Source organism: Microcoleus sp. ARI1-B5 (assembly GCF_036705795.1).
Lineage (GTDB): Bacteria > Cyanobacteriota > Cyanobacteriia > Cyanobacteriales > Microcoleaceae > Microcoleus.
Window position 1 is genome coordinate 158,582 of sequence record NZ_JAUBVK010000008.1, and the last position, 24,895, is coordinate 183,476.

General features: G+C 45.2%; 18 protein-coding genes and 1 tRNA gene. 6 read left to right on the top strand and 13 right to left on the bottom strand.

What is annotated here, in order from left to right; all coding sequences use genetic code 11:
• The first annotated feature begins 94 nt into the window (after positions 1-94).
• Complete coding sequence (gene tkt, locus QUB63_RS15145; RefSeq protein WP_332946078.1) at positions 95-2,110, top strand: transketolase; 2,016 nt, start codon at positions 95-97, stop codon at positions 2,108-2,110.
• Here the strand turns inward: tkt and QUB63_RS15150 are convergent.
• Entirely contained in the window at positions 2,107-2,322 is a 216-nt protein-coding gene (locus QUB63_RS15150; protein WP_332946079.1) for a hypothetical protein, read from the bottom strand. The two genes, tkt and QUB63_RS15150, sit on opposite strands and share 4 nt — an antisense overlap.
• Before the next feature lie 349 nt (positions 2,323-2,671).
• Here QUB63_RS15150 and QUB63_RS15155 point away from each other — a divergent pair, with 349 nt between their 5' ends.
• The 4 genes from QUB63_RS15155 to QUB63_RS15170 all read left to right on the top strand — a co-directional run bounded on the left by QUB63_RS15155 (position 2,672) and on the right by QUB63_RS15170 (position 9,089).
• A complete protein-coding gene (locus tag QUB63_RS15155) occupies positions 2,672-5,467 on the top strand; it encodes a PAS domain-containing sensor histidine kinase (protein ID WP_442921793.1) in 2,796 nt (931 codons plus the stop codon).
• Between the two features lie 48 nt (positions 5,468-5,515).
• Positions 5,516-5,965 (top strand): response regulator, encoded by a 450-nt coding sequence (locus QUB63_RS15160; RefSeq protein ID WP_332946081.1) that lies wholly within the window; start codon positions 5,516-5,518, stop codon positions 5,963-5,965.
• Positions 5,966-6,237: 272 nt separating this feature from the next.
• Positions 6,238-7,737: a sensor histidine kinase gene (locus tag QUB63_RS15165; RefSeq protein WP_332946082.1), complete on the top strand. Its 1,500-nt coding sequence runs from the start codon at positions 6,238-6,240 to the stop codon at positions 7,735-7,737.
• A 263-nt stretch (positions 7,738-8,000) separates the two neighbouring features.
• Positions 8,001-9,089, top strand: a complete 1,089-nt coding sequence (locus tag QUB63_RS15170; RefSeq protein WP_332946083.1) for a hybrid sensor histidine kinase/response regulator — start codon at positions 8,001-8,003, stop codon at positions 9,087-9,089.
• A 181-nt stretch (positions 9,090-9,270) separates the two neighbouring features.
• On the opposite strand, the gene QUB63_RS15175 is transcribed toward QUB63_RS15170, so the two are convergent.
• From QUB63_RS15175 to QUB63_RS15190, 4 genes are all read right to left on the bottom strand, one after another.
• Positions 9,271-11,877: a PAS domain S-box protein gene (locus QUB63_RS15175; RefSeq protein ID WP_332946084.1), complete on the bottom strand. Its 2,607-nt coding sequence runs from the start codon at positions 11,875-11,877 to the stop codon at positions 9,271-9,273.
• Positions 11,874-12,269: a response regulator gene (locus QUB63_RS15180; protein ID WP_332946085.1), complete on the bottom strand. Its 396-nt coding sequence runs from the start codon at positions 12,267-12,269 to the stop codon at positions 11,874-11,876. Before QUB63_RS15180 ends, QUB63_RS15175 begins: the two co-directional genes overlap by 4 nt.
• Before the next feature lie 126 nt (positions 12,270-12,395).
• Complete coding sequence (locus QUB63_RS15185; RefSeq protein ID WP_332946086.1) at positions 12,396-13,832, bottom strand: hybrid sensor histidine kinase/response regulator; 1,437 nt, start codon at positions 13,830-13,832, stop codon at positions 12,396-12,398.
• Positions 13,825-16,677 carry a hybrid sensor histidine kinase/response regulator gene (locus QUB63_RS15190; RefSeq protein ID WP_332946087.1) on the bottom strand — a complete coding sequence of 951 codons (2,853 nt, stop codon included), beginning with the start codon at positions 16,675-16,677 and terminating at the stop codon, positions 13,825-13,827. Before QUB63_RS15190 ends, QUB63_RS15185 begins: the two co-directional genes overlap by 8 nt.
• A gap of 367 nt (positions 16,678-17,044) precedes the next feature.
• On the opposite strand from QUB63_RS15190, the gene QUB63_RS15195 reads away from it, so the two are divergent.
• A tRNA-Arg gene (locus tag QUB63_RS15195) sits at positions 17,045-17,117 on the top strand.
• Positions 17,118-17,183: 66 nt separating this feature from the next.
• On the opposite strand, the gene QUB63_RS15200 is transcribed toward QUB63_RS15195, so the two are convergent.
• The 8 genes from QUB63_RS15200 to QUB63_RS15235 form a co-directional block, all read right to left on the bottom strand.
• Positions 17,184-17,348 carry a hypothetical protein gene (locus QUB63_RS15200; protein ID WP_332946088.1) on the bottom strand — a complete coding sequence of 55 codons (165 nt, stop codon included), beginning with the start codon at positions 17,346-17,348 and terminating at the stop codon, positions 17,184-17,186.
• A 73-nt stretch (positions 17,349-17,421) separates the two neighbouring features.
• Complete coding sequence (locus tag QUB63_RS15205; protein ID WP_332946089.1) at positions 17,422-19,038, bottom strand: diguanylate cyclase domain-containing protein; 1,617 nt, start codon at positions 19,036-19,038, stop codon at positions 17,422-17,424.
• Positions 19,039-19,043: 5 nt separating this feature from the next.
• Positions 19,044-19,922, bottom strand: a complete 879-nt coding sequence (locus tag QUB63_RS15210) for an alpha/beta fold hydrolase (protein ID WP_332946090.1) — start codon at positions 19,920-19,922, stop codon at positions 19,044-19,046.
• Between the two features lie 115 nt (positions 19,923-20,037).
• Positions 20,038-20,160, bottom strand: coding sequence for a hypothetical protein (locus QUB63_RS15215; protein ID WP_332946091.1), 123 nt, complete (start codon positions 20,158-20,160; stop codon positions 20,038-20,040).
• 3 nt (positions 20,161-20,163) lie between these two features.
• The gene (locus QUB63_RS15220) at positions 20,164-20,634 is read right to left on the bottom strand and encodes an EAL domain-containing protein (RefSeq protein ID WP_332946092.1); all 471 of its coding nucleotides are present in this window, start codon (positions 20,632-20,634) and stop codon (positions 20,164-20,166) included.
• 760 nt (positions 20,635-21,394) lie between these two features.
• A complete protein-coding gene (kaiC, locus tag QUB63_RS15225) occupies positions 21,395-22,957 on the bottom strand; it encodes a circadian clock protein KaiC (protein ID WP_332946093.1) in 1,563 nt (520 codons plus the stop codon).
• A 271-nt stretch (positions 22,958-23,228) separates the two neighbouring features.
• Complete coding sequence (gene kaiB, locus QUB63_RS15230; RefSeq protein WP_265233654.1) at positions 23,229-23,543, bottom strand: circadian clock protein KaiB; 315 nt, start codon at positions 23,541-23,543, stop codon at positions 23,229-23,231.
• Positions 23,544-23,696: 153 nt separating this feature from the next.
• A complete protein-coding gene (locus QUB63_RS15235) occupies positions 23,697-24,632 on the bottom strand; it encodes a circadian clock protein KaiA (RefSeq protein WP_442921795.1) in 936 nt (311 codons plus the stop codon).
• Between the last annotated feature and the right edge of the window lie 263 nt (positions 24,633-24,895).

Genomic DNA, 24,895 nt, shown 5'->3' on the forward strand with positions numbered 1-24,895 from the left:
GATGGATTATTGGTGAACCCGCCCCTACAGGAATTATGGTCAATTGACCGGACATGATATCACACTCTCTCTCCTACATATAAAAACCAGAATTATGGCTGTTGCAACCCAATCACTCGAAGAACTCTGCATCAACTCTATCCGCTTTCTCGCCATCGATGCGGTAGAAAAAGCAAAATCAGGACACCCGGGACTGCCGATGGGCGCTGCTCCTATGGCCTTCGTGCTGTGGGATCGGTTCATGCGGTTCAACCCGAAAAACCCCAAGTGGTTCAACCGCGATCGCTTCGTCCTCTCCGCCGGCCACGGCTGTATGCTGCAGTACGCCCTCATGTACTTGACCGGCTACGATAGCGTCACCCTCGACGACATCAAGCAATTCCGTCAGTGGGAATCCAAAACCCCCGGACACCCGGAAAACTTCGTCACCGAAGGCGTAGAAGTTACCACCGGCCCCCTGGGACAAGGCATTGCTAACGCCGTCGGTTTGGCAATGGCAGAAGCTCACCTCGCTGCCAAGTTTAACAAGCCCGACCACACCATTGTTGACCACTACACCTATGTCATCATGGGTGACGGCTGCCACATGGAAGGCATTTCAGGCGAAGCTTGTTCCTTGGCCGGACACCTCGGACTCGGCAAATTAATTGCCCTCTACGATGACAATCACATTTCCATTGAAGGCGACACTAGCTTGGCCTTTACTGAAGATGTCGGCAAGCGTTTTGAAGCTTACAACTGGCACGTTATTACAGTAGACAATACCGCTCTAGACGAAGATACTAACCTAGAAGCAGTTCACAAAGCTATTGAAGAAGCGAAAAAAGTCACGGACAAACCGTCCATGATTAAAGTCCGCACCATCATTGGTTACGGTTCTCCCAACAAGCGCAATTCTTACAGTTCTCACGGTGCTGCTTTGGGTACCGATGAAGTGAAAGCAACTCGCGATTTCTTGAAGTGGGAACACGCACCGTTTGAGATTCCTGATGATGCTTTGTCACACTTCCGCAAAGCAGTAGATAAAGGCGCTCAAGCTGAGCAAGAATGGCAGAAAGCTTTTGATGCTTATAAAGCAGCATATCCTGCAGAAGCAGCAGAATACGATCGCACCGTTGCGGGCAAACTTCCTGAAGGTTGGGATCAAGTTTTGCCTACTTACAACCCGGAAGATAAGGCAGATTCGACTCGGAATCATTCTGGAAAATGTTTGAATGCTTTGGCTGCTGTCCTACCTGAATTGATCGGCGGTTCCGCTGACTTGGCATCTTCTAACATGACTTTGCTCAAGGGTGAAAAAGATTTCCAAAAAGGTCAATACGAAGGACGCAACCTGCGGTTTGGCGTGCGGGAACACGGCATGGGCGCGATCGCCAACGGTATGGTTCTGCACGGTGGCTTAATACCTTACTGCGCAACATTCTTGGTATTTGCTGACTATATGCGCGGCGCAATTCGCCTGTCTGCACTCTCGGAAGCTGGAGTTATTTATGTAATGACTCACGACTCGGTAGCCTTGGGCGAAGATGGCCCGACTCACCAACCTGTTGAAACCATCGCTTCTCTGCGCGTCATTCCCGATTTGTTGGTAATGCGCCCAGCAGACGGCAACGAAACATCCGGCGCTTACAAAGTGGCAGTTGAAAGCCGCAAACGCCCGACTTTAATGGCTCTGTCGCGCCAAAATCTGCCTAATTTGGCCGGAAGCTCGATCGAAGGAACAGCCAAAGGTGCTTACATTTTGTCCGACGACGGCGGCACACCCGACATCATTTTAATCGGCACCGGCGGCGAAACATACCTCTGCGTTGATGCCGCTGAAAAATTGCGCGCCGCAGGTAATAAAGTGCGCGTCGTTTCGATGCCTTGCTGGGAATTGTTCGACTTGCAAGATGCCGCTTACCGCGAATCTGTACTGCCGAAAGCTGTTACCAAGCGGTTGGCAGTTGAAGCAGCTTCTAGCTTCGGCTGGGGACGTTATTTGGGCTCCGAAGGCGACAGCCTCAGCATCGACAGATTCGGCGCTTCTGCACCGGGCCCCGTTGCTTTAGAAAAGTTTGGCTATACTGTTGATAATGTAGTAGCTAAGGCTCAGGCGCTGTTGGGCTAATCAATAGCAGCAGCATAATTTTTGGTGGGGCGGGCTTCGGGCTCGCCCCATTTTTTATAGGTGAAGGAAGTTCGGCAACGGATTCTGTAACGGATGTAACGGATTGATAGAAGAAGGCTTGAGTTATCGTCGCCAGAGAAGAAAGAAGAAGGAGAAGATAAAACTTCAACCCGCACCAGGCGGGTTTCGTTTGTTTGGCGTGCGAATTCCATTCGCCCGGTCTTCTGTATATTTCAGAAATTTGAGATAAGTTATAAGTTATTGGGTTAAATTCCCCGTTACCCATTACCCAAAGCCGTGTCAACTTAACGTTAAATATACTGCCGATCTACTATTTGACGATTAGGCCTAGATCCCCCCTAACCCCCCTTTTTAAGGGGGGGACAAGAGTGTTCAAAGTCTCCCTTCAAAAAGGAGAAAAGCTCTCTTGCGTCCCCCTTATTAAGGGGGATTTAGGGGGAGCGGGCCTCGATTGTGAACGAGAGATATAAGGGTTTTTAAGCTTAAGTTTACACCAATGCCATTACCGATTCCCCATTCCCAATTACCCCTTCCCTTATCATGTGGACTGTTTTAAATAACCTCTTATTCATTGGGAATTACATTCCTCACGGTCACTGTTACCTTTGGCAGCGAGAGCTCGTCGCGCTCCACATAGTGTCAGACTCGATAATTGCCCTGGCCTACTATTCAATACCGCTATCGCTAATTTATTTTATCGGTCACCGAAAAGACTTGCCCTTTCGCAACATCTTTTGGCTGTTTGCAGCCTTTATTATCTCCTGCGGCACTACTCATATAATGGAAGTTTGGACGCTTTGGCATCCTGTTTATTGGGTTTCTGGCTGTCAGAAAATTATTACCGCTGCGATTTCTGCTTACACCGCTTTTGCATTAATTCCTTTAGTTCCCCAAGCATTAACTCTCCTCAGTCCAACTCAATTAGGGATGATCGATCGCATACTCCAAAAAGAAATCGCCGAACGTCGAGAAATTGACGCTCGCTATCAAACTTTAACTGAAGTTTCGCCTGTCGGAATATTTTATACTGACGCTTCAGGAGACTGTTTGTACGTCAACGAACGCTGGTGTGAAATTGCGGGAATTACCTGCGACGAAGCTTTGGGCAAAGGCTGGGTGCAAAGCATTCATGCTGACGACCGCCAGCGCGTTTTTGCCCAATGGGCTCGCGCTACGCAGGAGAAGTTGCCGTTTAAATCTGAGTACCGTTTTCAAGATATTGATAACGCTCAGGTGAGGTGGGTAGTCGGTCAAGCTGTCGGTCAAATCGGAGAAAATGGCGAGATTAAAAGTTATGTGGGTACTATTACTGATATTACAGAACGCAAGCAGGTCGAAGAGGAAAATCGACGGCTCAATGAAACTCTGGAGCGTCGAGTTGCTAAGCGCACTGCTCAAATTGAAATTTCTAACCACAAATTGCAACAAGAAATAGCCTACCGAGAAAAGATTGCGCTCGCTTTGTTGGAATTGACGCAACTGCAAAATGCAATTCTTAACAGCGCTAAATACACAATTATTTCTACAGAACCCGACGGTACAATTAAAACCTTTAATCGGGCCGCAGAGCAACTTTTAGGTTATTCCCCCCAAGAAGTGGTGGGGAAAGTCACGCTAGCAATAATTCACGAGCCTCTGGAAATCGCTAAAAGAGCTGAAGTTCTTTCTCAAGAATTGGGAGTAAAAATAGAGCCGGGATTTGAGGTTTTTGTTGCCTTGCCGTGCCGGGGAATCGCTGATGAAAATGAATGGACTTACATTCGCAAAGATGGTTCGCGGTTTCCGGTACTGCTGTCGGTGACTGCTTTATTTGACAGCAACGGAAATATTAACGGTTTTTTGGGTGTCGGTCAGGATATTAGCGATCGCAAACAAGCTGAAAAAGATTTGCGCGACCTCACCATTGCCCTGCAAAATGCCGTGGAAGGCATTTCGCGACTGGACATTGAGGGACGCTACGTTAATGTTAACCGAGCTTACGCTCATACCTGCGGTTACGAACCGGAAGAAATGGTCGGCATGGAATGGCCGCTCACCGTACATCCGGGCGATGTTGAGATGCTGATCTGTGCTTATCAGGAAATGCTAATTTCTGGCCAAGTAGAAGTAGAAGCTAGAGGCGTGCGGAAAAATGGCTCGTTTTTTTACAAGCAAATAACGATGGTAAAAGCTTGCGATGCCCAAGGGATATTTAACGGCCACCACTGTTTTATGAAAGATATCACCGAGCGCAAACTAACTGAAACGGCTTTGCAGGAAAGCGAATTTAAGTACAGGCAAATAGTTGAATTAGCAGAAGAAGGTATTTGGGTAATTGACAGCAATGCCCTCACGACTTACGTCAACCACGCAATGGCGCGAATGCTCGGCTATAGTGAATTAGAAATGTTCGGGCGGTCGCTTTTTTATTTCATGGATGCAGGGGAAAAACTGCCAACACAGGATAATGTCGATCGGCGCTTGCGGCGGCTTTCCCAACAAAAGGAATTTAAACTAAAAAGCAAGGACGGTCAAGATGTTTGGACTTATATTTCTGTCAGTCCAGTATTCGACGAAGAGCTGGGGAATATGGTGTCTTGTTGTGCCTTGGTTTACAACATTACAGACCGCAAAGAAGCAGAGCAGCAAATGCTGCAACTTACAGAAGATTTGAAGCGTTCTAACGAGGAATTAGAACAATTTGCTTATGTGGCTTCCCACGATTTGCAAGAACCGCTCCGAGCAGTTACGAGTTACACTCAATTGCTGGCCCAGCGCTATCAAGGAAATTTGGACGATCGCGCCGATAAGTATATTAATTATATTGTCGATGGCGCCACCAGAATGCAGCAGTTAATTAACGATTTGTTGGCGTATTCGCGACTGGGAACGAGGGGCCAGGAGTTTGAGCCAGCCGACTGCAACGCAGCAGTGCAGCAAAGTTTGTGCAATTTGCAAATTGCGATCGCCGAAACAAAAGCTGTCATCACCTGCGACGCGATGCCAACCGTGATGGCAGATGAATCTCAACTGGTGCAATTATTCCAAAATTTGATCGCCAACGGCATCAAATTTTGCCGCCAAGATATCCCGTTCATTCATATTGCTGCCCGCAGGCAAGAGAGCGAATGGGTGTTGTCCGTCCGCGATAACGGCATTGGCATCGCTCCCGAGTATGCCGATCGCATTTTTATCATTTTTGGGCGCCTGCACGGACGCCGCCAATATTCCGGTACTGGCATAGGTTTGGCGATGTGCAAGCGCATTGTGGAACGCCACGGCGGGCGCATCTGGGTGGAATCTCAGGAGGGAAAAGGAGCGACTTTTTACTTCACTATTCCTATAATTAGTAGCTGAAGGCTCCAACTTCAATTTTTTTCCTATAATCAAAAGGATACGTCGGTTATGAGCGATCGAAGCACTGTTAGACCCGTAGAAATTCTGCTGATTGAGGATTCTCCCAGCGATGCCGATTTGGCAATAGAAGCCCTCGGTCAGGGTAAAATATTGAATAACTTGCATTTTGTGGAGGATGGAGTCGAAGCAATCAAGTTTTTACGCAAAAAAGCACCCTATCTGGGCGTACCCCGTCCCGATTTGATTTTGCTCGATTTGAACTTGCCGAAAAAAAGCGGTGTTGAAGTGCTAGAAGAAATTAAAAATGACCAGAAGTTAAAATTAATTCCTGTAGTGATTCTCAGCACTTCAGCAGCTCCCGAGGATATTGTCAAGTCCTACTCGCTCCATGCCAACTGTTACATAACCAAGCCTGTAGACTTTGTAGAATTTACTAAAGTAGTCAGGTTAATTGAGGAATTCTGGCTTGCAGTCGTCCAACTTCCTGTAAATTATTAATTGATTGAATATTTTTGGCGGGCGGTGGTGAAAGCTCCCAAAAACGGATACCAGCCCCCGACACGAGCCGCCACCAGCCCCAAATTTTAGACTCCTGTCCAAGCTCCGAGATTCACGGCGCTGCAAGTAAATCTAAAATCGAAAAATGGAAAATCTCAAATCGACTGACTGTTCCCAAAATAATAATTGTCAAGTTAAATTTGGCACGGGAAAGCAAAAAAGTTTAAGCTGAGATTGATACTGAAAATGTTACAGTCAAAAACCTCTAAGCTATGTGGATTAAGATTCTGTTAGTAGAAGACAATCCCGCTGATGCTGATTTGCTTGCAGAACTGTTAGAAGTATCTGCGGGCGTCCAGTGGGAACTGGTGTCTGTTGAGTTCCTGCACGAGGCGATCGCACAACTGTGCAAACAACCCTTTGATGTAGTTTTGCTCGACCTTTCTTTGCCCGACAGCCGCGGTTTGGAAACCCTAACTCGCCTGCGAGAAGTTGCCCCCGATACAGCAATGGTGGTAATGACCGGCTTGGATGATGAGGCGATCGCCCTGGAATCAGTTCGGTTGGGAGCTCAAGATTACATTGTTAAAGGTCACATTACTACTGCATTATTAGTGCGGACGATCCGCTACGCGATCGAACGATCCCAAACATTTCAAATGCTGCGGGAAAGCGAGCGGCGTTTTCGGGCGATTTTTGACTCTTCGTTTCAACTCACCAAGCTGCTGACTCCCGAAGGAGTCGTGCTGGAAGTGAACGAGACAGCCCTGGATTTTGCAGGATTGCGATCGGAGGATATAGTCGGTCGCCCGATTTGGCAAATGGCGATTTGGCCTCAGTCCCGAAATTTTTCCGAACAATTGCAATTCGCGATCGCCAAAGCCAGCCGCGGCGAGTTTTTCCGCAGCGAAATCGACTTGTTAGGCCGCTTCGGCCAAATTGTGACAGTTGATTTCTCACTGAAACCTGTTAAAAATGAGACTGGACAAGTTTTGCTGCTGATTGCTGAAGCCCGCGACATTAGCGATCGCAAACGCGCCGAAGCCGAAACTCTCAAAGCACTCGCACGAGAAAAAGAACTTTCAGAACTGCGAGCTAAATTTGTCACAATGGTTTCCCACGAGTTCCGCACCCCCTTGACAACCATCCAATTTTCGGCTGGATTGCTGCAAGATTACAGTGCTCAGTGGTCCGAAGAAAAAAAATCAACTCATTTTGTGCGGATTCAATTAGCCATCAAACGCATGACAGAGTTATTAGAAGATATCCTCGTAATTGGCAAAATAGAAGCAAATACCTTACCGTTTCAACCCGTTTCCTTAAACCTCGAAAAATTTTGCCGTCAACTGGTAGAAGAACAGCAGCTCAACGACAGCAACCAACACCCGATCGCCTTTCAACATGAAGGCGGCAACTGCGACGCTCAAATGGATGAAAAACTGTTGCGGCAAATGTTGGGAAACGTCCTCTCAAATGCCCTCAAATATTCCCCCGCCGGCAGTACAGTTTCCTTGCAGCTCAACTGTCAAAACCGAGAAGCTGTTTTCCAAGTTCAAGACCGGGGTATCGGGATTCCCCAAGCCGATTTAGAGCGGATATTAGAAACTTTTTACCGAGCGACAAATGTCGGCAATATTTCGGGAACTGGTCTCGGTTTAGCAATTGTGAAACGGGCTGTGGAACTGCACGGCGGCAAACTGGCGATCGACTCTCAAGAAGGAAAAGGCACAACTTTCACTATTACCTTACCTTTAATTTGCGCTAGCCCATAAGCTGCGGCGCGGAGGAGAAGGGCCCGATGGGGATCGGGGGAGAGGGGGAGAGAGGGAGAGGGGGAGAGAGGGAGAGGGGGAGAGGAGTTGACGAGTTTTAATAGGGAATTAAAATATACAATTTAAATGCACAGCTTAACAACTCAATTATCCACTATAAACATCCGCCGCTTAAGGAGCAATTAAGTGCATAAAAAAAGAAGAGTGTCAAGTGTAAAAAGACAGATTTTTCACCCAACTAATAACTAAAAGGAGCAATCACCGTGGCTAAGATTTTGGTAATAGAAGACGAAGAATCGATTAGAGAAAATATTTTAGAGTTGCTGGAAGCCGAGAATTTTGAAGGAATTGGAGCGATTAACGGCAAAGTCGGCATCAAACTGGCGATCGCACAAATCCCCGATTTAATTTTGTGCGACATGATGATGCCAGAAGTGGACGGTCACGGCGTCCTAAAAGCTTTGCGTTCCGAACCCTTAACTGCCACAATTCCGTTTATTTTCCTCACAGCAAAAGCCGATAAAAGTGACATTCGCACGGGCATGGAACTAGGAGCAGACGATTACATTACTAAGCCTTGTACGCCGCAAGAACTGCTCAAAGCAATTGCTATTAGACTTGAAAAACAGAAAACAATTAGCAGGCAATCGCAAAAAAAGCTAGACGAATTGCGCACTAATATTAGTATGTCGATCCCCCACGAATTGCGGACTCCTTTGAATGCCATTCTGGGTTTTTCGGAGCTAATTTTATCAGAATATCACGTTTTGGAAGAATCAGATATATTAGATATGATCGGTCAAATAAACACTTCCGGTCATCGCTTGTATCGGCTGATTCAGAACTTTTTGCTCTATGCAGAACTGGAGATGGCAGCCACAAATCCCGAACTGCTTCTTGAGATGCGCAACAGCGAATTTAGCTGCGTAAAATCTTTGTTGAGCGAAAAAGCGCGTCAGCAAGCGAAACAGGTGAATAGAACAGACGATTTACAATTAAACTTGCAGGATGCGTCTGTGGCTATTGATTCAATGAGACTCACAAAAATTGTTGAGGAACTGCTGGACAATGCCTTTAAATTTTCTTTAGAAGGAACACCGATTTTATTCAGCACTTTCGTGGAAAATCAGACTTTTATTCTGTCTGTCAAAGACCAAGGCCGCGGCATGACTCCCGATCAGATTGCACAGCTAGAAGCTTACAGGCAGTTCGATCGCAAACTTTACCAACAAGCAGGTTTGGGATTGGGCCTGGCCATCGTCCAACGCCTCGCAGAATTGCACGGAGGACAATTTAAAATAGAAAGTTTGCCGCAGCAAGAAACAATAGTTTCCGTTTCCCTGCCCATCTAAACAATATAGCAACCGCGCCCGATGTTTAGGACTTTCTGGCATTGCACTTTCCCCATGCGATCGATTGCTTCTTCGTTATCTCCCGACGATAACTAAATCCTTCTTCTTCCCTCTTCCTGATGACTGATGACTTCTTCCTTCTTCCTTCTTCCTTCTTCCTTCTTCCTTCTTCCTTCTTCTATTATGCAGGAGCGATCGCCCGTCTTACACATCGCTGCATATAAATTTGAGCTACCTTATCCCCGGGGTTGACTTGCAGGCACGCCGAAAACAATCTTGTCGCTTCGACAAACCTGGCACTATTGTAGAATACCAAAGCTTGCTCAAACATTGTTTTTGTCTCTAACTTTTTCTGTCGCAACTGGGGCGGATCTGCCGTAAATACTTCATAAACCGTTACCATGCGCGATTTGCCTTTCACTGTGACGCGATCGATCAACCTAAAATCATAAACATCATTCAACTGTACAAAAGTATTGTGAGTAATTAACATCGAAACTCCATACTCTTTCGTCAAACTTTCCACGCGGGAGGCTAAATTTACCGCATCGCTAATCACCGTACTATCCATGCGACTTTGGCCGCCAACCGTGCCTAACATCAAAGAACCCGTATTGATGCCAATGCCAATTTGCAGCGGCGGGCGATCGGGCCGACTGCGGCTGATATTATAATCGTTAAGCTGTTCTAGCATCGCAATTCCAGCTTTCACAGCATCGTCCGCACTGCCATTAAACAGCGCCATAATCGCATCACCAATGTATTTATCAATAAACCCAAAATTGTCAGTAATTGCCGGTTCCATCCGCGACAAATAAGCATTAATAAATTGAAAATTTTCTTGGGGATTCATCTGTTCAGAAAGAGCAGTAAAATCGCGAATATCTGAAAACAGCACCGACATTTCTTTCTGTACCTGATCGCCTAATTTTACTTCCAGAATACTTTCATATCCCAGAAAGTGGAGAAATTCGTGCGGCACAAATCGCCCGTAAGCATCTGTTAATTTTTCTTCCGCTGCTAAAGCTTTTTCCAGCTCGTCTGTGAATTGGCGGCGCTCGGTTTCTAGCTCTTGACGCTCTGTGATATCTTGAAAAACCGCGATCGCATAAACAATGTTTTTCCGTTCGTCGTAGATTGGAGTCGCCCAAACCTCGATCGGCACAATCCTCTCCGGGCGGTGAATTTCCGCATCATCAGCGTGCACCACTTCTCCCCCCAGCGCCCGCACAATCGGTTGCATTTCGCCCGGATACAGCTCATTCGTTCCGGCGCAGTAAGTTTCATAAACTTCCGGCAAATTGTTAAGAGTAACATCAGAAACCAAGCCTTTGCCAAATATTTTTTCAGCCCAAGAATTCATGTAGCAAGGTTTCCCGATACCATCTACCACAAATATACCCACCGGCACCGCTTCCAGCAATTGAGTCAGGCGATTTTCGCTCTCAGACAGCGCTTCATTTAACTTTTCTTCAGCTATCAAAGCTTTTTCCAAATCATTCGTAAACTTAAGGCGTTCCACATCTACCAGTCTTCGCAAAGTAATATCCTCAGCAAAACCCTGATAGTAAAGCACTTCACCGCTAGCATCAAAAACAGTCCGCGCGTCCTCAGAAATCCAGATAATACTGCCATCTTTGCGGTAAACTTCCGACTCAAACTCAGACACAGTACCGTACTGTTCCATCAGCGCAAAAAACTCTTGACGGCGGTTTGGTTGCACGTACAATTGCCGCTGAATATCATTAACACTTGCCATCAATTCTTCAGCGGAATCATAGCCGTAGATTTGAGCGAGAGCAGGATTAGCGCTGATCAACATTCCATCAGGTGCAGTCTGAAAAATACCTTCAAGAGCATTTTCAAATATCCGGCGATACTTCTCCTCAGCTTGCACCAGCGCTGCTTCAGCTTGCTTGCGTTCCGTAATATCAGTAAAAGCAATAATCCCGTAGCAAATATCGCCGAGAGAATCATAAATAGGAGTCGCCCAACTTTCCACCGGAATAACCTTGTTGCCAGTCCGAATTTCTACACCCTCAGTCCGCACACTTTCGCCCCGCAGCGCCTGCATAATTGGCAATTCTTCCACCGGACATCTCTGATTAGTTCCCGCTTTATAGAATTGATAAATTGCTGCTTTCTGCTCCGCATTAATATGCGGCACAGTGCCTTTGCCAAATACCTCCCGCGCCTTCTGATTGGCGTAAAAAGATTGACCGTTCGCATCCAGCACGCACACGCCCAACGGCATAGCTTCCAAGTATTGCGTCAACCGACTTTCGTTTTCGTGGAGTTTGGCAATCAGCATCGCCTGCTTGCGATTTAATCTTGCCAACTCCTGATTCATCTCCTGAAGTTCTATTTGTTTTTCAGCTAATTGTTTGTCTTGAAAATATCGGTAGATAGCCTCAGTAACAGTTAATTTTAAATCATCTGATTGCCAAGGTTTAGGTATGTATCGGTACAATTTAGCATAGTTAATAGCATTGGCTACCGCCTCCAAATCTGCCTGCCCGGTCAGCATAATCTTGAGAGATTTCGGCGAGATAGCATGAACGCTCCTTAATAGCTCGTCTCCTTTCATATTCGGCATGATATGATCGGAAATAACCAAAGGAACTTCATACTCTTGTGCTAAAAGTTCAGACAGGAGCTCTAAAGCTTCTTCGCCGCTTTGGGCAGTTTCAATTAAATATTTATCTTCAAAGGCTTTTAGCAAGTCTATTTCCAGACTATCGAGTATAGTCAGCTCATCATCGACACAAATAATGACTGGTTTTTTCATAACTTTGCTAGACCAGACTTAATCGCTTCAATTAATTCTTGATTTTTCCAAGGTTTTTGTATAAAAGCATGAAGATTGGCTTGAGTTTTTGTTCGTTCGATTGCTTCCTTGTCTGCTTGGCCCGTCAGCATCACTGTCACAATTTGCGGATATTTCTGATGAATTGTAATCAGCAACTCATCTCCTTTCATTCCGGGCATCAACCAATCAGAGACAATCACTAGAATGTTAACCTCAGCTTCACACAGCTCTTCAATAATCTCCAGTGCTTCAGCAGCACTTTCAGCAAATTCGCAAAGATATTTACCGTTAAATGCCTGTTGCAGTTCAATTTCCAGACTTTCCAACACCGCTACTTCATCGTCAACACACAAAATTGCTGGTTTAGACATCGCTAGTTTCCTCCTTTAGTCTGGCAGGGTGAACCCGGATGGGTAAGCACACCGTTTCCAAATTCTACATTCCGCGCGCGTAGACTGCAAATTTTTAGCCCCAGACTGAAGTCTGGGGCGCTTTACCTACTCAATTAAATTAATCGGCAAAGACACTGTAAATGCAGTTTTACCTGGCACCGACTCCACATCAATTTTACCCTGATGTTTTTCAATTATTTTTTTGACAATATCCAATCCTAACCCGCTGCCTTCTCCCGCTGGTTTGGTAGTAAAAAACGGCTCAAAAATTTTCGGCAAAATCTCCGGTGGAATCCCCTTACCGCTGTCGGTAATTTTTACGACAACGCTGGTATCTTGCTGCTGGGCGTCAACTGTTAAAGTTCCTTGATTGTCCATCGCTTGTAAGGCATTGTGAATTAAATTTGTCCAAACTTGATTGAGTTCGTCGGGATAACACAGTACCGCAGGCAATTGATATTGATAGTTTCTGACGATTTCCACACCCTGCTTTAGCTGGTTCTGATAAAGAGTTAATACAGTTTCAATTCCATCGGTAATATTCACCTGTACTTTTTCCCCATTTACATCGTAACGCGCATAATTTTTCAGGGCAAAGACGACTTTTGCAGCGCGTTCTGTAGCGGTAGCGATGGTTCGGGCGCTTCTGTGAATGCTAGCAAATTCGTAGGCGGTTTTGATAATATTTTCGCTATCATGGTCTTTGAGCAACGGCAAGAATTCTTGCAAGTTTCCCTGCAATCCGATATTGACTAAAATGCTAGCAAGGCTGTCAGCATTGTCAATCCCTTCCGACTCTAGTTGCTGCTTCAGACCTTTTTTTACTTCCCGTTTTTCTCGCGTAGATAAAGAGTAAGTTTGTTGGCTGGAACTGTACATCAAACTCAAGAAATCGTGCTGGCGTTCGGCTGAAAGTTCTTTAAAAAAAACGGGCAAACTTTCGAGATTGTTATCCAAAAAGCTGGTAATATTGCCGATAGACGATCGAATCGCCCCCAGCGGCGTATTAATTTCGTGAGCAATGCCCGCAATCAGTTGCCCTAAAGCGGCAAGTTTTTCCGATTGAACTAATTGATTTTGAGTTGCTTGCAGTTGGTCTAAAGCCACTGTCAGTTCCTCGTTTTTCTGTTGGATTTTTTTTTGCAACTGGCACATGGCTAAATGCGTTTCTACCCTAACTAAAACCTCTTCCACTTGAAATGGTTTAGTAATATAATCTACCCCGCCCACAGCAAAGGCTTTGACCTTATCTAGCACGTCATTTATCGCGCTAATAAAAATCACCGGAATGTCGCGAGTGCGTTCGTCAGCTTTGATTTTTTCGCAAACTTCATACCCGTTCATTTCGGGCATCATAATATCCAGCAAAATCAAATCGGGAGGCATACCTTTTGCCGCCGAAAGCGCTAACTCGCCGCTCGGTACGGGGCGGACTTTGTAGCCCTTGCCGTTCAAAATTCCGGCTAGCAGCCGCAAATTAGCTGGGGTGTCGTCAACTACTAAAATATTACCGCGAGCGGTGCTAGGAAGGTCGTTATTCATGTGATCTTGCTTGAGAGATTAACTTTAAAACTTTGTCGTACTCGAAATTTTCTATACAATTCGCGATCGCACCTGCAGTTACTGCATCCTTTAATCGAATTTGCTGGATCGAGCTATCAATTAAATCCATATCTGCATTCAGTATCGCCAGCTTTAAATCAGCTACCAGCGACTGAGGTAATTTAACGAAGTCAGTCGCAGTCATTTCGCGATCGCGCTCTTGGAATGCCGATAAATTAGCTTGACCCGGATCTTCATAAATATAGCGCACTCCGATATGTTTGTGCATAGCATCGAAAATATCGGCTTCCCGGAAAGGTTTCCGCATAAAAGCATCGCATCCCGCCGACAAAATAACTGCCCGTTCTTCCTCTAAAACGCTCGCAGTCAGCGCAACAATAGCAGTAGCTTGACCTTTAATAGTGCCTTTAATGTATTGCGTTGCTTCGTAGCCGTCCATCACGGGCATTCTCATGTCCATCCAAATTAAATGCGGTTCCCAACTGTCCCAAATCTCAATAGCTTCTTGACCGTTAGTAGCTTCTTTCAGTTCAAAACCCAGAGGATTGAGGATTTTAATTAAGAGTTGGCGGTTCAGCGGTTTATCGTCTACTATCAAAATTCGATATGGGTGTTGGTTGGGTTCGAGTGCAATCACATTTCGAGTCGGTTTTGGGCTTTCAATATCAGCCGCACCGACGGCAATAACTTGAATGTCAAACTTAAAATTAGTCCCGTTCCCGACAGCAGAACCAACGCTCATTTCGCCGCCCATTAATTCTACAAATTTGCGGCTGATTGGCAATCCCAAGCCGGTACCTTCTTGCGAATCTTTGCCTGTCTGGGTCTGCACGAAAGCTTCAAAAAGATTGTCTAATTCATTAGCAGCAATACCTGGGCCAGTATCTTCGACTTCAAAATGGAGCAAGAAGGAACAACCCGAAGCTGAATCGTCATTTTGGGTTGCATAACTGGCGTTTTCCGACTGAGTTAATTGGGAGATTTTAAGATCCTTATTATTAATTGCCGATCTTGGTTGATTTTTTGAGTGTTCTAATCGCTCTTCTTTTTCTACTTCTGACTGCTTGCTAACTCTGACATAAACACCGCCAAACTCGGTAAATTTCAGAGCGTTATTGAGCAGATTAATTAATATTTGCCGCAACTTTAACTCGTCAGTTTCTACGTATTGCGGCAGGTCTGGACTGCGCTCGAAAACTAACTGCAAGTGCTTGTCATCTGCTTTGAGTTGAAACATATCGTCCAAGTCGTGTAGCAGGCGATAGAGGTCGAATTTTTTCGGATTGAGGGTGGTGCGCCCCGATTCAATTTTAGATAAATCGAGCACGTTATTAATCAGGGTGAGCAGGTGCTCTCCGCTGCTGCTAATTATGCTAAGATTTTCTTGATGTTCTGGGGATAGAGTTTGGCTGCGAGTCATCAGTTGGGAAAAGCCGAGAATTGCATTGAGAGGCGATCGCAATTCGTGACTCATGTTCGCCAGAAAGGTGCTTTTAGCTTGATTCGCTACTTCCGCTTTGTCCTTAGCTACAGCCAATTCGGCAGTCCGCTCTTGCACTCGCTGTTCTAAAGTTTCAAAAGATTGTTGCAGTTGTTGAGCCATGCTGTTAAATGACTTGGCTAATTCCCCCAATTCGTCAGAGCGTTCGCTTTCTACTGTGGTGTCCCATTCACCTTTAGCAATATTTTTGGCTGCTGTATTTAACCGCAAAATAGGATTTGTCACCCACCTAGAAGTCAGAATGCCGATCGCAACTGCTACTCCTAAAGCTGCCAAACAAAGCAAAATCGTCGTGCGGGTATTGGCATCGATTTCTTCGGTGAAATCTGCTTCGGGAACAACTACCACAATCAGCCAGTCTAAACCTTTGCCATCTTGGAAGGGCAGGACTTTTAAAAATTGTCGCTTGCCCTTTATTTCAAAGTTCAATAGCTGAGACTTTTTAATTTGGTTGAATTTGTCAAATTTTGCCGTCAAATATTTGGCGGTGGCTTGAGTAAAAGGGTTGCTGCTTTCTGCCACTTTAAACAATTGTTGTTCATTGCCACGAGTGCGAAACGGTTTTTCGGTGGTAGAAGTTGCCAACAAATTACCCTGGCGATCTATAATAAATGTTTGACCGGATTTTCCCACTTTGAGATTGTTGAGAAAATTCCCAAGATGGTCGAGACGCAAGGCAGCAACTAATACTCCTTCTAGCTGATTTTTATCGCTGTATACCGGTTGGATAGCGGTCATGATTAATGTCGGTTCTAGTAAAGAAACGAAAACCGAACTCCAAGTGGGTTTGCCTGCTTTTACTGCCGCTTTGTACGCAGGATGTTGCCGATTATCAAAGCTTTTGACAACGGTTACAACTGTAGTGCGCTCGCCTCGATCGTTGGTATTATAAGAATAAAAATTGAACCCAGTTGATTTCTCGATCGCATTCATCGTTCGGGAGCCGTTAGACAGTTGTTCTCCGGATCTATAATCTCCGTTCTCGTTGCCAATAGATGTAAAATTGATATAAGGATATAATTGTACTTGCCGCCAAAGATATTTCTCCCAAGGTGATAAATTTTCCATCTTTAACAACCCGAGCTTGACAACATCCAGCTTGCTTTGATTGATTAGATGGGGAGTTGTTAGGTAAACTTGCAGGTTTTGCTCGACACGCAAACTCACCTCGCTCATTAACTGACTGGCAAGGTTATTAACTGCTTTTTGTCCGTTTCTAAAAGACAGATATCCTACGAGTCCCACGGCTCCCACGATTTGCAGTACAAATGGAACTATGAGAACTGTTCGCAGCGGTAATTTATCTAAAATTTTAGAAACCATAAGATTCAGAGGTTTGGTGAACTTTGTCTAGAACCGTCCTTGCTCCCGCTCGTCTTAACAGCAGTGCCATCTACTCCCGACTAGCTGGAGGGACTTGATGCGCGCCATATTAGCAACTGTAGGCGCTTAACCCCGATCGAATGTGAACCTAATCTTTGTTAGATCAAAGTCTATTATTTTACCTATTGTCGTCTTATTTTGACGATTATCCTCAAAATTTGCAGTCTCAGGCTGCGAGAACTGCCTGATACACGCTCGCGCGGGCGAGTAGAACCCGCATCGGTCAAGGGATTTGGAGACTGGCGATCGAATTTGCTAGCATTTACTAGCCATTTTCCGCAAGACGTGTTATACTGTAAACAGTCGAGGGCACGTAGCTCAGTGGATAGAGCATCAGGTTCCGGTCCTGAGGGTCGGGGGTTCAAATCCCTCCGTGCTCATTTTATATGTCTTTTGTGGAGTAAGGGTTTCAGGTTAATTGTATTACCGATAGTCCTATTTTCCGCTCAAATTTCGCTCTCATCTGTTCCAAGTATCTCCAAAACCACCTCCATATCTGCCAAATTTGCCCCGGACTTTTTACGTCTGGCTTTCAACTGGTTGAGCAAGTCGCCTGGCTCTGGAAATTCTGCGACGGTCGGAGCTGAGTTGGCAAATCGCTCCGTACTCATTTAAATTTATAAAATGACTTACTTTGAGACACCCGAGACAAATTTTTGTCCCGGGTGTCTCAATTATGGTGATTTAAGCGTCAGTGTCAAAAATCGAATCGCCACTGTACTCGCATATCGCGGACTGATTGCGCCCCTGTTGCTTGGCACGGTACAGTGAACGATCGGCGATCGCAATCAAGTCAGCCGATGATAGTTCCGACATCGGAATCAAGTTGGCGATACCCATACTAATAGTAACTACATCGCTCACATCAGAGGTTTTGTGAGGAATATGTAAAGCTTGAATAGCAGCGTGGATCCGTTGGGCCACCGACATCGCTCCTTCAAGATCAGTATTCGGCAAAATGATGCCAAATTCTTCTCCGCCGTAACGCGCCACCAAATCCGCCGGACGGTACACCACCTCTTGCACAGTCTGAGCAAGTTTGAACAGACAATCATCCCCCATTTGATGACCGTAGCAATCATTATAACGTTTGAAATAATCCACATCAAACAACAAAAGAGAAATAGGTTTTTGTTCCCGGTATAGCCGCTGCCATTCATGGTCTAAGCGGTCATTAAAACAGCGGCGATTAGCAATTTGAGTCAACCCATCAATATTGACCACTTGTTCTAAGAGGTGAGTAGCGCGGGCTAGTTCTTCGTTAGAGAGTGCAAGTTGTTGATTAATTTCTCTCATTCGCGCTTGGGCCTGCTGCCTTTCTGCCAATTCCTTCTGCAACTTCTGAAAAATATCCGCTTGTTTAATGGCGATCGCTAACTGATTAGCAATCTGTTTAACAAGGTCAACTTCAAATTCTTCCCATTGCCGAGGAGCCGAACATTGATGAATACATAACAGCCCCCACAAATCTTGTCCATTGAGCAACGGCGCAACTAAATTAGCCCGAACCGGAAATTGTTTCCAAAGAGCGCGGTAACAGTGTTGAAGGTCAATCTTATTCATATCTTCAACTACCTGCATTCTCCCTTCTTGATATGAATCAGGATCTTGTTCACCAGCACACGGGTCGTTAAATTGATTTCTGCTTACCAATTTACATCCTTCGCCTACGGATTCTGAAACCAACTCACCATATCCAAATTTACTGTCAGCATCGAACTTAAATATGCCGACGCGCTCGGCATCAAGAAACAGGCGAATCTCCTGCGAAGCAATCTCAAAAATTGTAGACAAATCAAGAGATTGACGGATGTGTTGAGTAATTTCTTGAAGTAATATCGCCTTGTCGTACTGTTTCCGCAGGGCAATTTCCGCTTGCTTTTGGGCGAGAATAGCTGCCTCTGCTGCTTTTTTTGCTTTAAGAATTTCACCTTCGTACAGGATACGCTGGCGGATACAGAGCAAGATGCAATTGTTGACGAAGTTTCCTCCCTGATTCCGACGCACAGCGTTGATCAGCATAGGTATATCACTACCCTGCTTTGACCTTAATGAGAAGTAAATTTCCTCTACTTTACCGTCGAGCTTCAACAGGGGGAAGAAATGGGTTTGAAAAAAAATCCGGCTGGCCATTGGCAGAATGGAGTCCATTTTCCGTTCCCGCAGTTCATCGGTTTCGTATCCGAGTAATTGCAGTAATGTGGCGTTGACCATTATGATCGTACCATCGTCAGCAAACGAGAGGAATCCACAGGGTGACGTGTTGAGTAGCTCGTCTATCTGGTAGGTCATGTTTGCCATACAAATCAGGTAGTATGAGGTACACTCAAATACTCCTTAATCATCTCGATCGTCTCTTGTGGATGACTCAGGTGCGGGCAATGTCCCGTAGCTTTCATCAGCCGTAGCGTACTTTTAGGTAGGTGGCGCTGAAGGTAATGCCCTACCTCGGTGGGAGCAATCACGTCATCAGCGCATTGCAATATCAGTGAAGGTACTGATACCTTGGGTAAATCACTGCGATTGTCAGAGTAAAAAGTTACCTCGGCAAAGCGACTTGCAATCACCGGATCGGTGGAGCAAAAACTTGTCTCAAGTTCCTCACTTAACTCAGGACGATCCTGATTCTGCATCACCATTGGCGCCAGAAAGCTTGCCCAACCCATGTAATTTTTCTCCATGATATCGAGGAGATCCTCAATATCTTGGCGCTCAAACCCTCCGTAATAATTTGGTAAATCATTGATGTAGCAAGGTGAAGGCCCTAGGAGAATCAGGCGATTAAAGTAATTAGGAGCTTGAATTGAGGACAGGATGCCGATAATACTGCTGACCGAATGACCGACAAAAATCACATCAGTCAACGCCAATTCTTCACAAATATCGAGGACATCCTGAACATACCCATGGAGGTCGCTGTAACGTTCATAACTGTAGGCACTAATATCAGACTTTCCAGAACCTACATAATCAAATAGGATGATTTTGTAGTCCTTCTCGAAGGCCATTGTTACGAAACGCCACATATTTTGATCGCACCCAAATCCATGAGCAAACATCATGGTCTGGGTGCCTTGTCCCAACACTTTTATATTATTCCGCCGTAAAATTGTTTGAGTCATTTGATCGACACGAGCATTAAATTGATTATAAGACTTTTGCGCGCTTTTATGAGGATTGCTCATCCCAAATAGTGGTAGACAACAATTCAGGATGTCGGATTAATTGAGTGGCAACCTCAGCACTGACAGGCGGGCTAAACATATAACCCTGCCCGATTTCACACGCGATCGCTTGTAACTATTGCAATTGCGCTGGGGTTTCAATTCCTTCGGCAATTGTGCTCACATTTAAGCCATGTGGGATTACAACTATGGGTTTGGCAATTCCGCGAGCGATCGGATCGCTGGCTAAATCGCGCACAAATTAGCGCTCAATTTTGAGCGACTTCACCGGAAAATTTTTCAGGTTGTTAAAAGCAGCATAGCCAGTCGCAAAATCATCGACATAAATCCCAATACTACGCTTTGATAATTGGCTCAAAACATTGTATGTAATGTCAAAATTAAGCATCATTATTGTCGTTTCGGTCATCTCTAGCCCTAGATATTTCGGCTTCATCTCGGTGCGCTCAAGGATGCGATCGCTCTTAGCGATTAAAGTCAATTGGCTGAGTTGACGTGCCGACAGATTCACCGCGATATTAGGCAGAATTAGTCCTGCTGCTAGCCACTGCTGATATTGCCCACAAGCTTGCTCTAAAATCAATTTGCCCCATGGCCAAATCAATCCAGTTTTTTCGGCGATGGGAATACATCGATGGCGATGAATCCAACCTAGTTCAGGAGAATACCCTCCTACTATAACTTTAACACCAGCAAGGCTACCTGTTTGCAATCGAGCTGAGGTTTATCGTACAGCAAGTATTGGCTTTCCAAGCACAATTCAAGCAATTTTCGATTACCAGGGTATTGGATTTGGCCCAAGGTATTGTTGCTGTGTAAAAACTCTAGCAATCCTTGCAGGAGTCGTAAATTTTTTACCCCACCCCAACCCTCCCCGAACCCCCTCGCTCGGGAGTAATAAATTCACAAATGATGCGAGGATTGCTATATAGGTATTGGGCCAGAACCCTTAAAGTAATATAGGGAAATATCTGCATTTTTGAGCAAGCTATCGAAATTCATTTCATCTTGTGGATATAGGGAGAGGCGACTACTGGTGGCGAGCTATAAATAATGATTTTTGATAATAAAATTAGTGATAATATTTTTGTAGAGGCAATCCCCCGTGGCTCCCCTAATCTAGGGGTAGTAGGGATAGGCACGACGCGGCACTAAGCTGCTAAGCCCGAAAGATTTTCTGTTATGTTCGAGAGTCCGATGGGGAAAGGATTTTATGATTTTTGATACGTCATTGAAATATACAATTTAGAGGCACAACAGCTTACCCCTAGATTTTTACCACAACCTATTTAGTGGGATTGATATACCAGAAGGCGCTGATGCAGAAGGCAATAAAAGCTCATATTTCAGCAATTAAGAACCTCCAACAAATTGTCGCGGTTGCTATAAATGTTCACAAACTCCTCAAATTAAAAAAGTTGGGTTTCCTAGCTCAACCCAACCTACTTTTAACGACCAATCACTGCTAACTCTCAAATATCCTCATCGTCTTGGCCTTGCACACCCTGGAGAATCCGGGATAGCTCACTCTTCTCATTAATCGCAATCCGAGTCGGAGAACCGCTGATAATCCGTTCGTAACCGCGGAAGGAATCTTTAATTTGCGGCCCTCTTTCAGTAATCGTGTATTCCCGAATCCCTTTATCGTGCCACGAACCGCGCATCTTAAACACATTAATGGCCCGCGACATTTCCCCTCGAATCTCTACATACTGAAGCATGATAATGGTGTCAGTAATCGTAGAAATATGGGAGTCGGTAATCGAATTAGAACCCATGAACTGGTCGCTTGTATTCGTGAAAAAGCCGGTTATTTCTTCCTGCTTCGCAAAACCTGTCACTCCGATCACAAATTGCCTGAAAGCATTATTGCTGACACCCCTAGCTAAGGCAGACAGCGAGTCTATAGCAATTCGAGAAGGTTTGAACTCCGCAATTTCTGATTTAATCGTCTGCAAGTGGTCTTCCAAACCGGCAGATTCCGGGTAAGTGCACAGCAACTTCAGCAGTCCTTTCTGTTCCATTTCCTCAAAATCAATGCCCCAAGAATAAGCATTGCGGAACAACTGAGCCCGCGACTCTTCATAGGCAAACAGCAGCGCGCGATTGCCGTTCATGCAAGCATTCTGCAAGAACTTGCTTACCAACAGGGTTTTGCCGGTTCCCGTCGCACCCGTAGCCAAAATAATCGAGTCTTTAAAGAAACCGCCGCCGCACATCTCGTCGAGAGTTTTATCGCCGGAAGAAACCCGCACGTTAGAAGACTTTTGAGTTAATCGCATCGCCCCCAAGGGGAAAATATTAATTCCGTCATTAGTCATAGTAAAAGGATATTCGCCCTTCATGTGAGTTGTACCGCGCAACTTCAAAATTTCGATGGTGCGGCGGCGGCGTTCCCCTTCCAAAACGTTGCGAACAATCACTACATTATCCGATACAAATTCTTCCACTCCAAACCTGGCCACCGGGCCGTATTCTTCAACACGTTCGGTAGTCATAACTGTAGTTGCGCCTACTTGTTTGAGGCGCGCAACTAAGCGAAAGATTTCTCGGCGCACTACAGATGCAGCTTCGTACTGCTGAAATACGGCTGTCACTGAATCTATAGAAACGCGCTTGGCTTTGTACTTGCGAATGGCGTACTGAATTCGCTCGATCAAGGCAGATAAATCAAAATTTCCCACGATATCCTGACCTTCGGGGTCGGGGGAAGCGTCCAAAATAAATAGCTTCCCGTCATCGATCAACTGTGCTAAATCCCAACCGAAACTGCAAGCATTTTTAATAATATCTGTCGGAGATTCTTCAAAAGTTACGAGCACTCCAGGTTCGTCAAAATGGGTGATTCCGTTATAGATAAATTGTACGGCAAATAAAGTTTTTCCCGTTCCTGACGTGCCGCTGACTAGGGTGGTTCTGCCCACTGGCATTCCGCCGTGACTGATGTCGTCGAAACCCTCAATCATCGTGCGGATTTTTTGAACTCCTGCCGTTACCAATCCTTCTGGTTGCACTGTTAGACTAATTTCATTCATATCGATTTTTGTCAACTCTCAGTATTCTTTAGTTGTCACTCATTCTCCCCAGCTCATGAGTCTTTGTACCCAGCTTTTAGTTTGGGCTCTTGCTCAATAACTAATGACTGCTGACGGCAGGACTCCGCCCAAAAACGGATACAAGTTTCCGACAGTCGCACAGAAATCCAAATTTTGGACTCCTGTTCAAGCTCCCAGATTTATCTGCGGAGTAAAAATCTCAAATCGAAAAATGGAAAATCTCAAATCGACTGACTGTCACCTGATTATCTTATGAATTCAGGTCTTCTTCGCGAAGTTCTTCATAGAGCAAATCTAATCCTATCAGAACTTTCTCGCGATCGGACAAATCGCCAATAATTTTTCGCACCGGCGGCGGCAGGATTTTCGCCAGCGTCGGGGTTGCCAAAATTTTGTCCTCTTCTGCTAGCTGAGGATTTTTGAGAACGTCTATGACTTTCAGGGCATATACTCCTTGAAATTCCTGTTCTAGGATGTCTTTTAGGGTTTTCAAAGCTCGCACTGAGTTCGGAGTATTGCCGGCAACGTACAGCTTTAGAATGTAGGTTTTCTTCAGAGGACTCATGAACTTTTTAAAATGTTGAGTATTAGTTGTCAGATGTTAGTTGTAGTTGTTATTTGTCTTGAATCCGCTGTTCTTTGTTATTTTATAATAATTTCAGCCTCAGGCTGAGCCTGCCGTTTGCCTTCTCCTTTCTTTTTGGTTGATTTTTACCTTCTACCTTGTACCTTGAGATGTCTCTTTCGGAATCGATCGCCTGTACATCTCGCACAGGTGAGCGATCGCGTCAATCAGAGTCAAGCGGTAATCGAGCAATATTTCCTCACTGCGCCCTTCTAATTTTAGCTGTTTAGCAAACTCGTCCATCAATTCCATGTGAATTTCTACAATTTGAGTCACGGGAACGTCAGCAAAAAAAGCCAAATTCACAAATTCATCTATTTGATTGTTGACCGCTGTATCTTCAGAAAAATAATGCAACACGATGTCGCGATAACTTGACTTGAGTTGCTCCAAAAACTTTTGCTTCTCTTGCCCAGATAGATTTCGCAAAAAAATTTGGGAATTTCTTTTATAATACACACCTAAGTATCCTAATCGCTCCCGTAATTTTTCTGCAAGTCGCCGCTGCTGTCGGCTTAGCAAACTTTGAGCAGTCAATTGGGCCGTCGCATCGACCCTTGCGGATTGGTCATTGACAGGAAGCGGAGTTGAAAGTTTCAGAAATTGTGCGATCGCCCGATCGATACTGGCAGCTATGGAGCTCGATCGAGCGATTGGCAGTTGCACCTCAGCAGGGTGATAAAAAAAAGCACAACTTTGCTTTTGACTCTTGTCGGCGGTACTGGCTGCTGCCTCAAAACCATCTTTATGTGGTGCTTCTAGCCTTTCATCTTCCCCTGGCTGGGGCGAAAAAATCACAGCAGGCAAAAAGATCGATCGTTCTTGCAGCTTGCCCAGGAGCTCGCGCAGAGCCCCATCTACCTCAAAAACCAAACAATCGAGGTGGTAATTGTGCTTAAGGAATCCGAAAAACTCCACTGCCGACTTAATGTGCGTTAAAGCATAGCGTTCGCCCGTCAAAAGCTCGATCGCAGAGCCTGCGAGTTCCTCAGAGCGGACAAAAATACCGATCGACAGTTGGGGAAGCAAACCTCTAGGTGAACCGCCCAAGTTGTCCGAAATTGCTGGATCGCTCAGAGTTGATATCTCCTTATACAAAATACTTAACATTTTAACAATCATTGCAACCTTTATTGTAACCAATCTTAACCACCAAATAAGTGATAAGCTTCTAGGACAGCGATGGTCAAAGTGTACTGATTGGCTTTTGTGTCAAGCACCCTGAACCTGATTTCTGCAATTAAGCTTAAGCCTTAAAATAATTGCTAGTCGCCTCAAATCAGGTGCAGGCA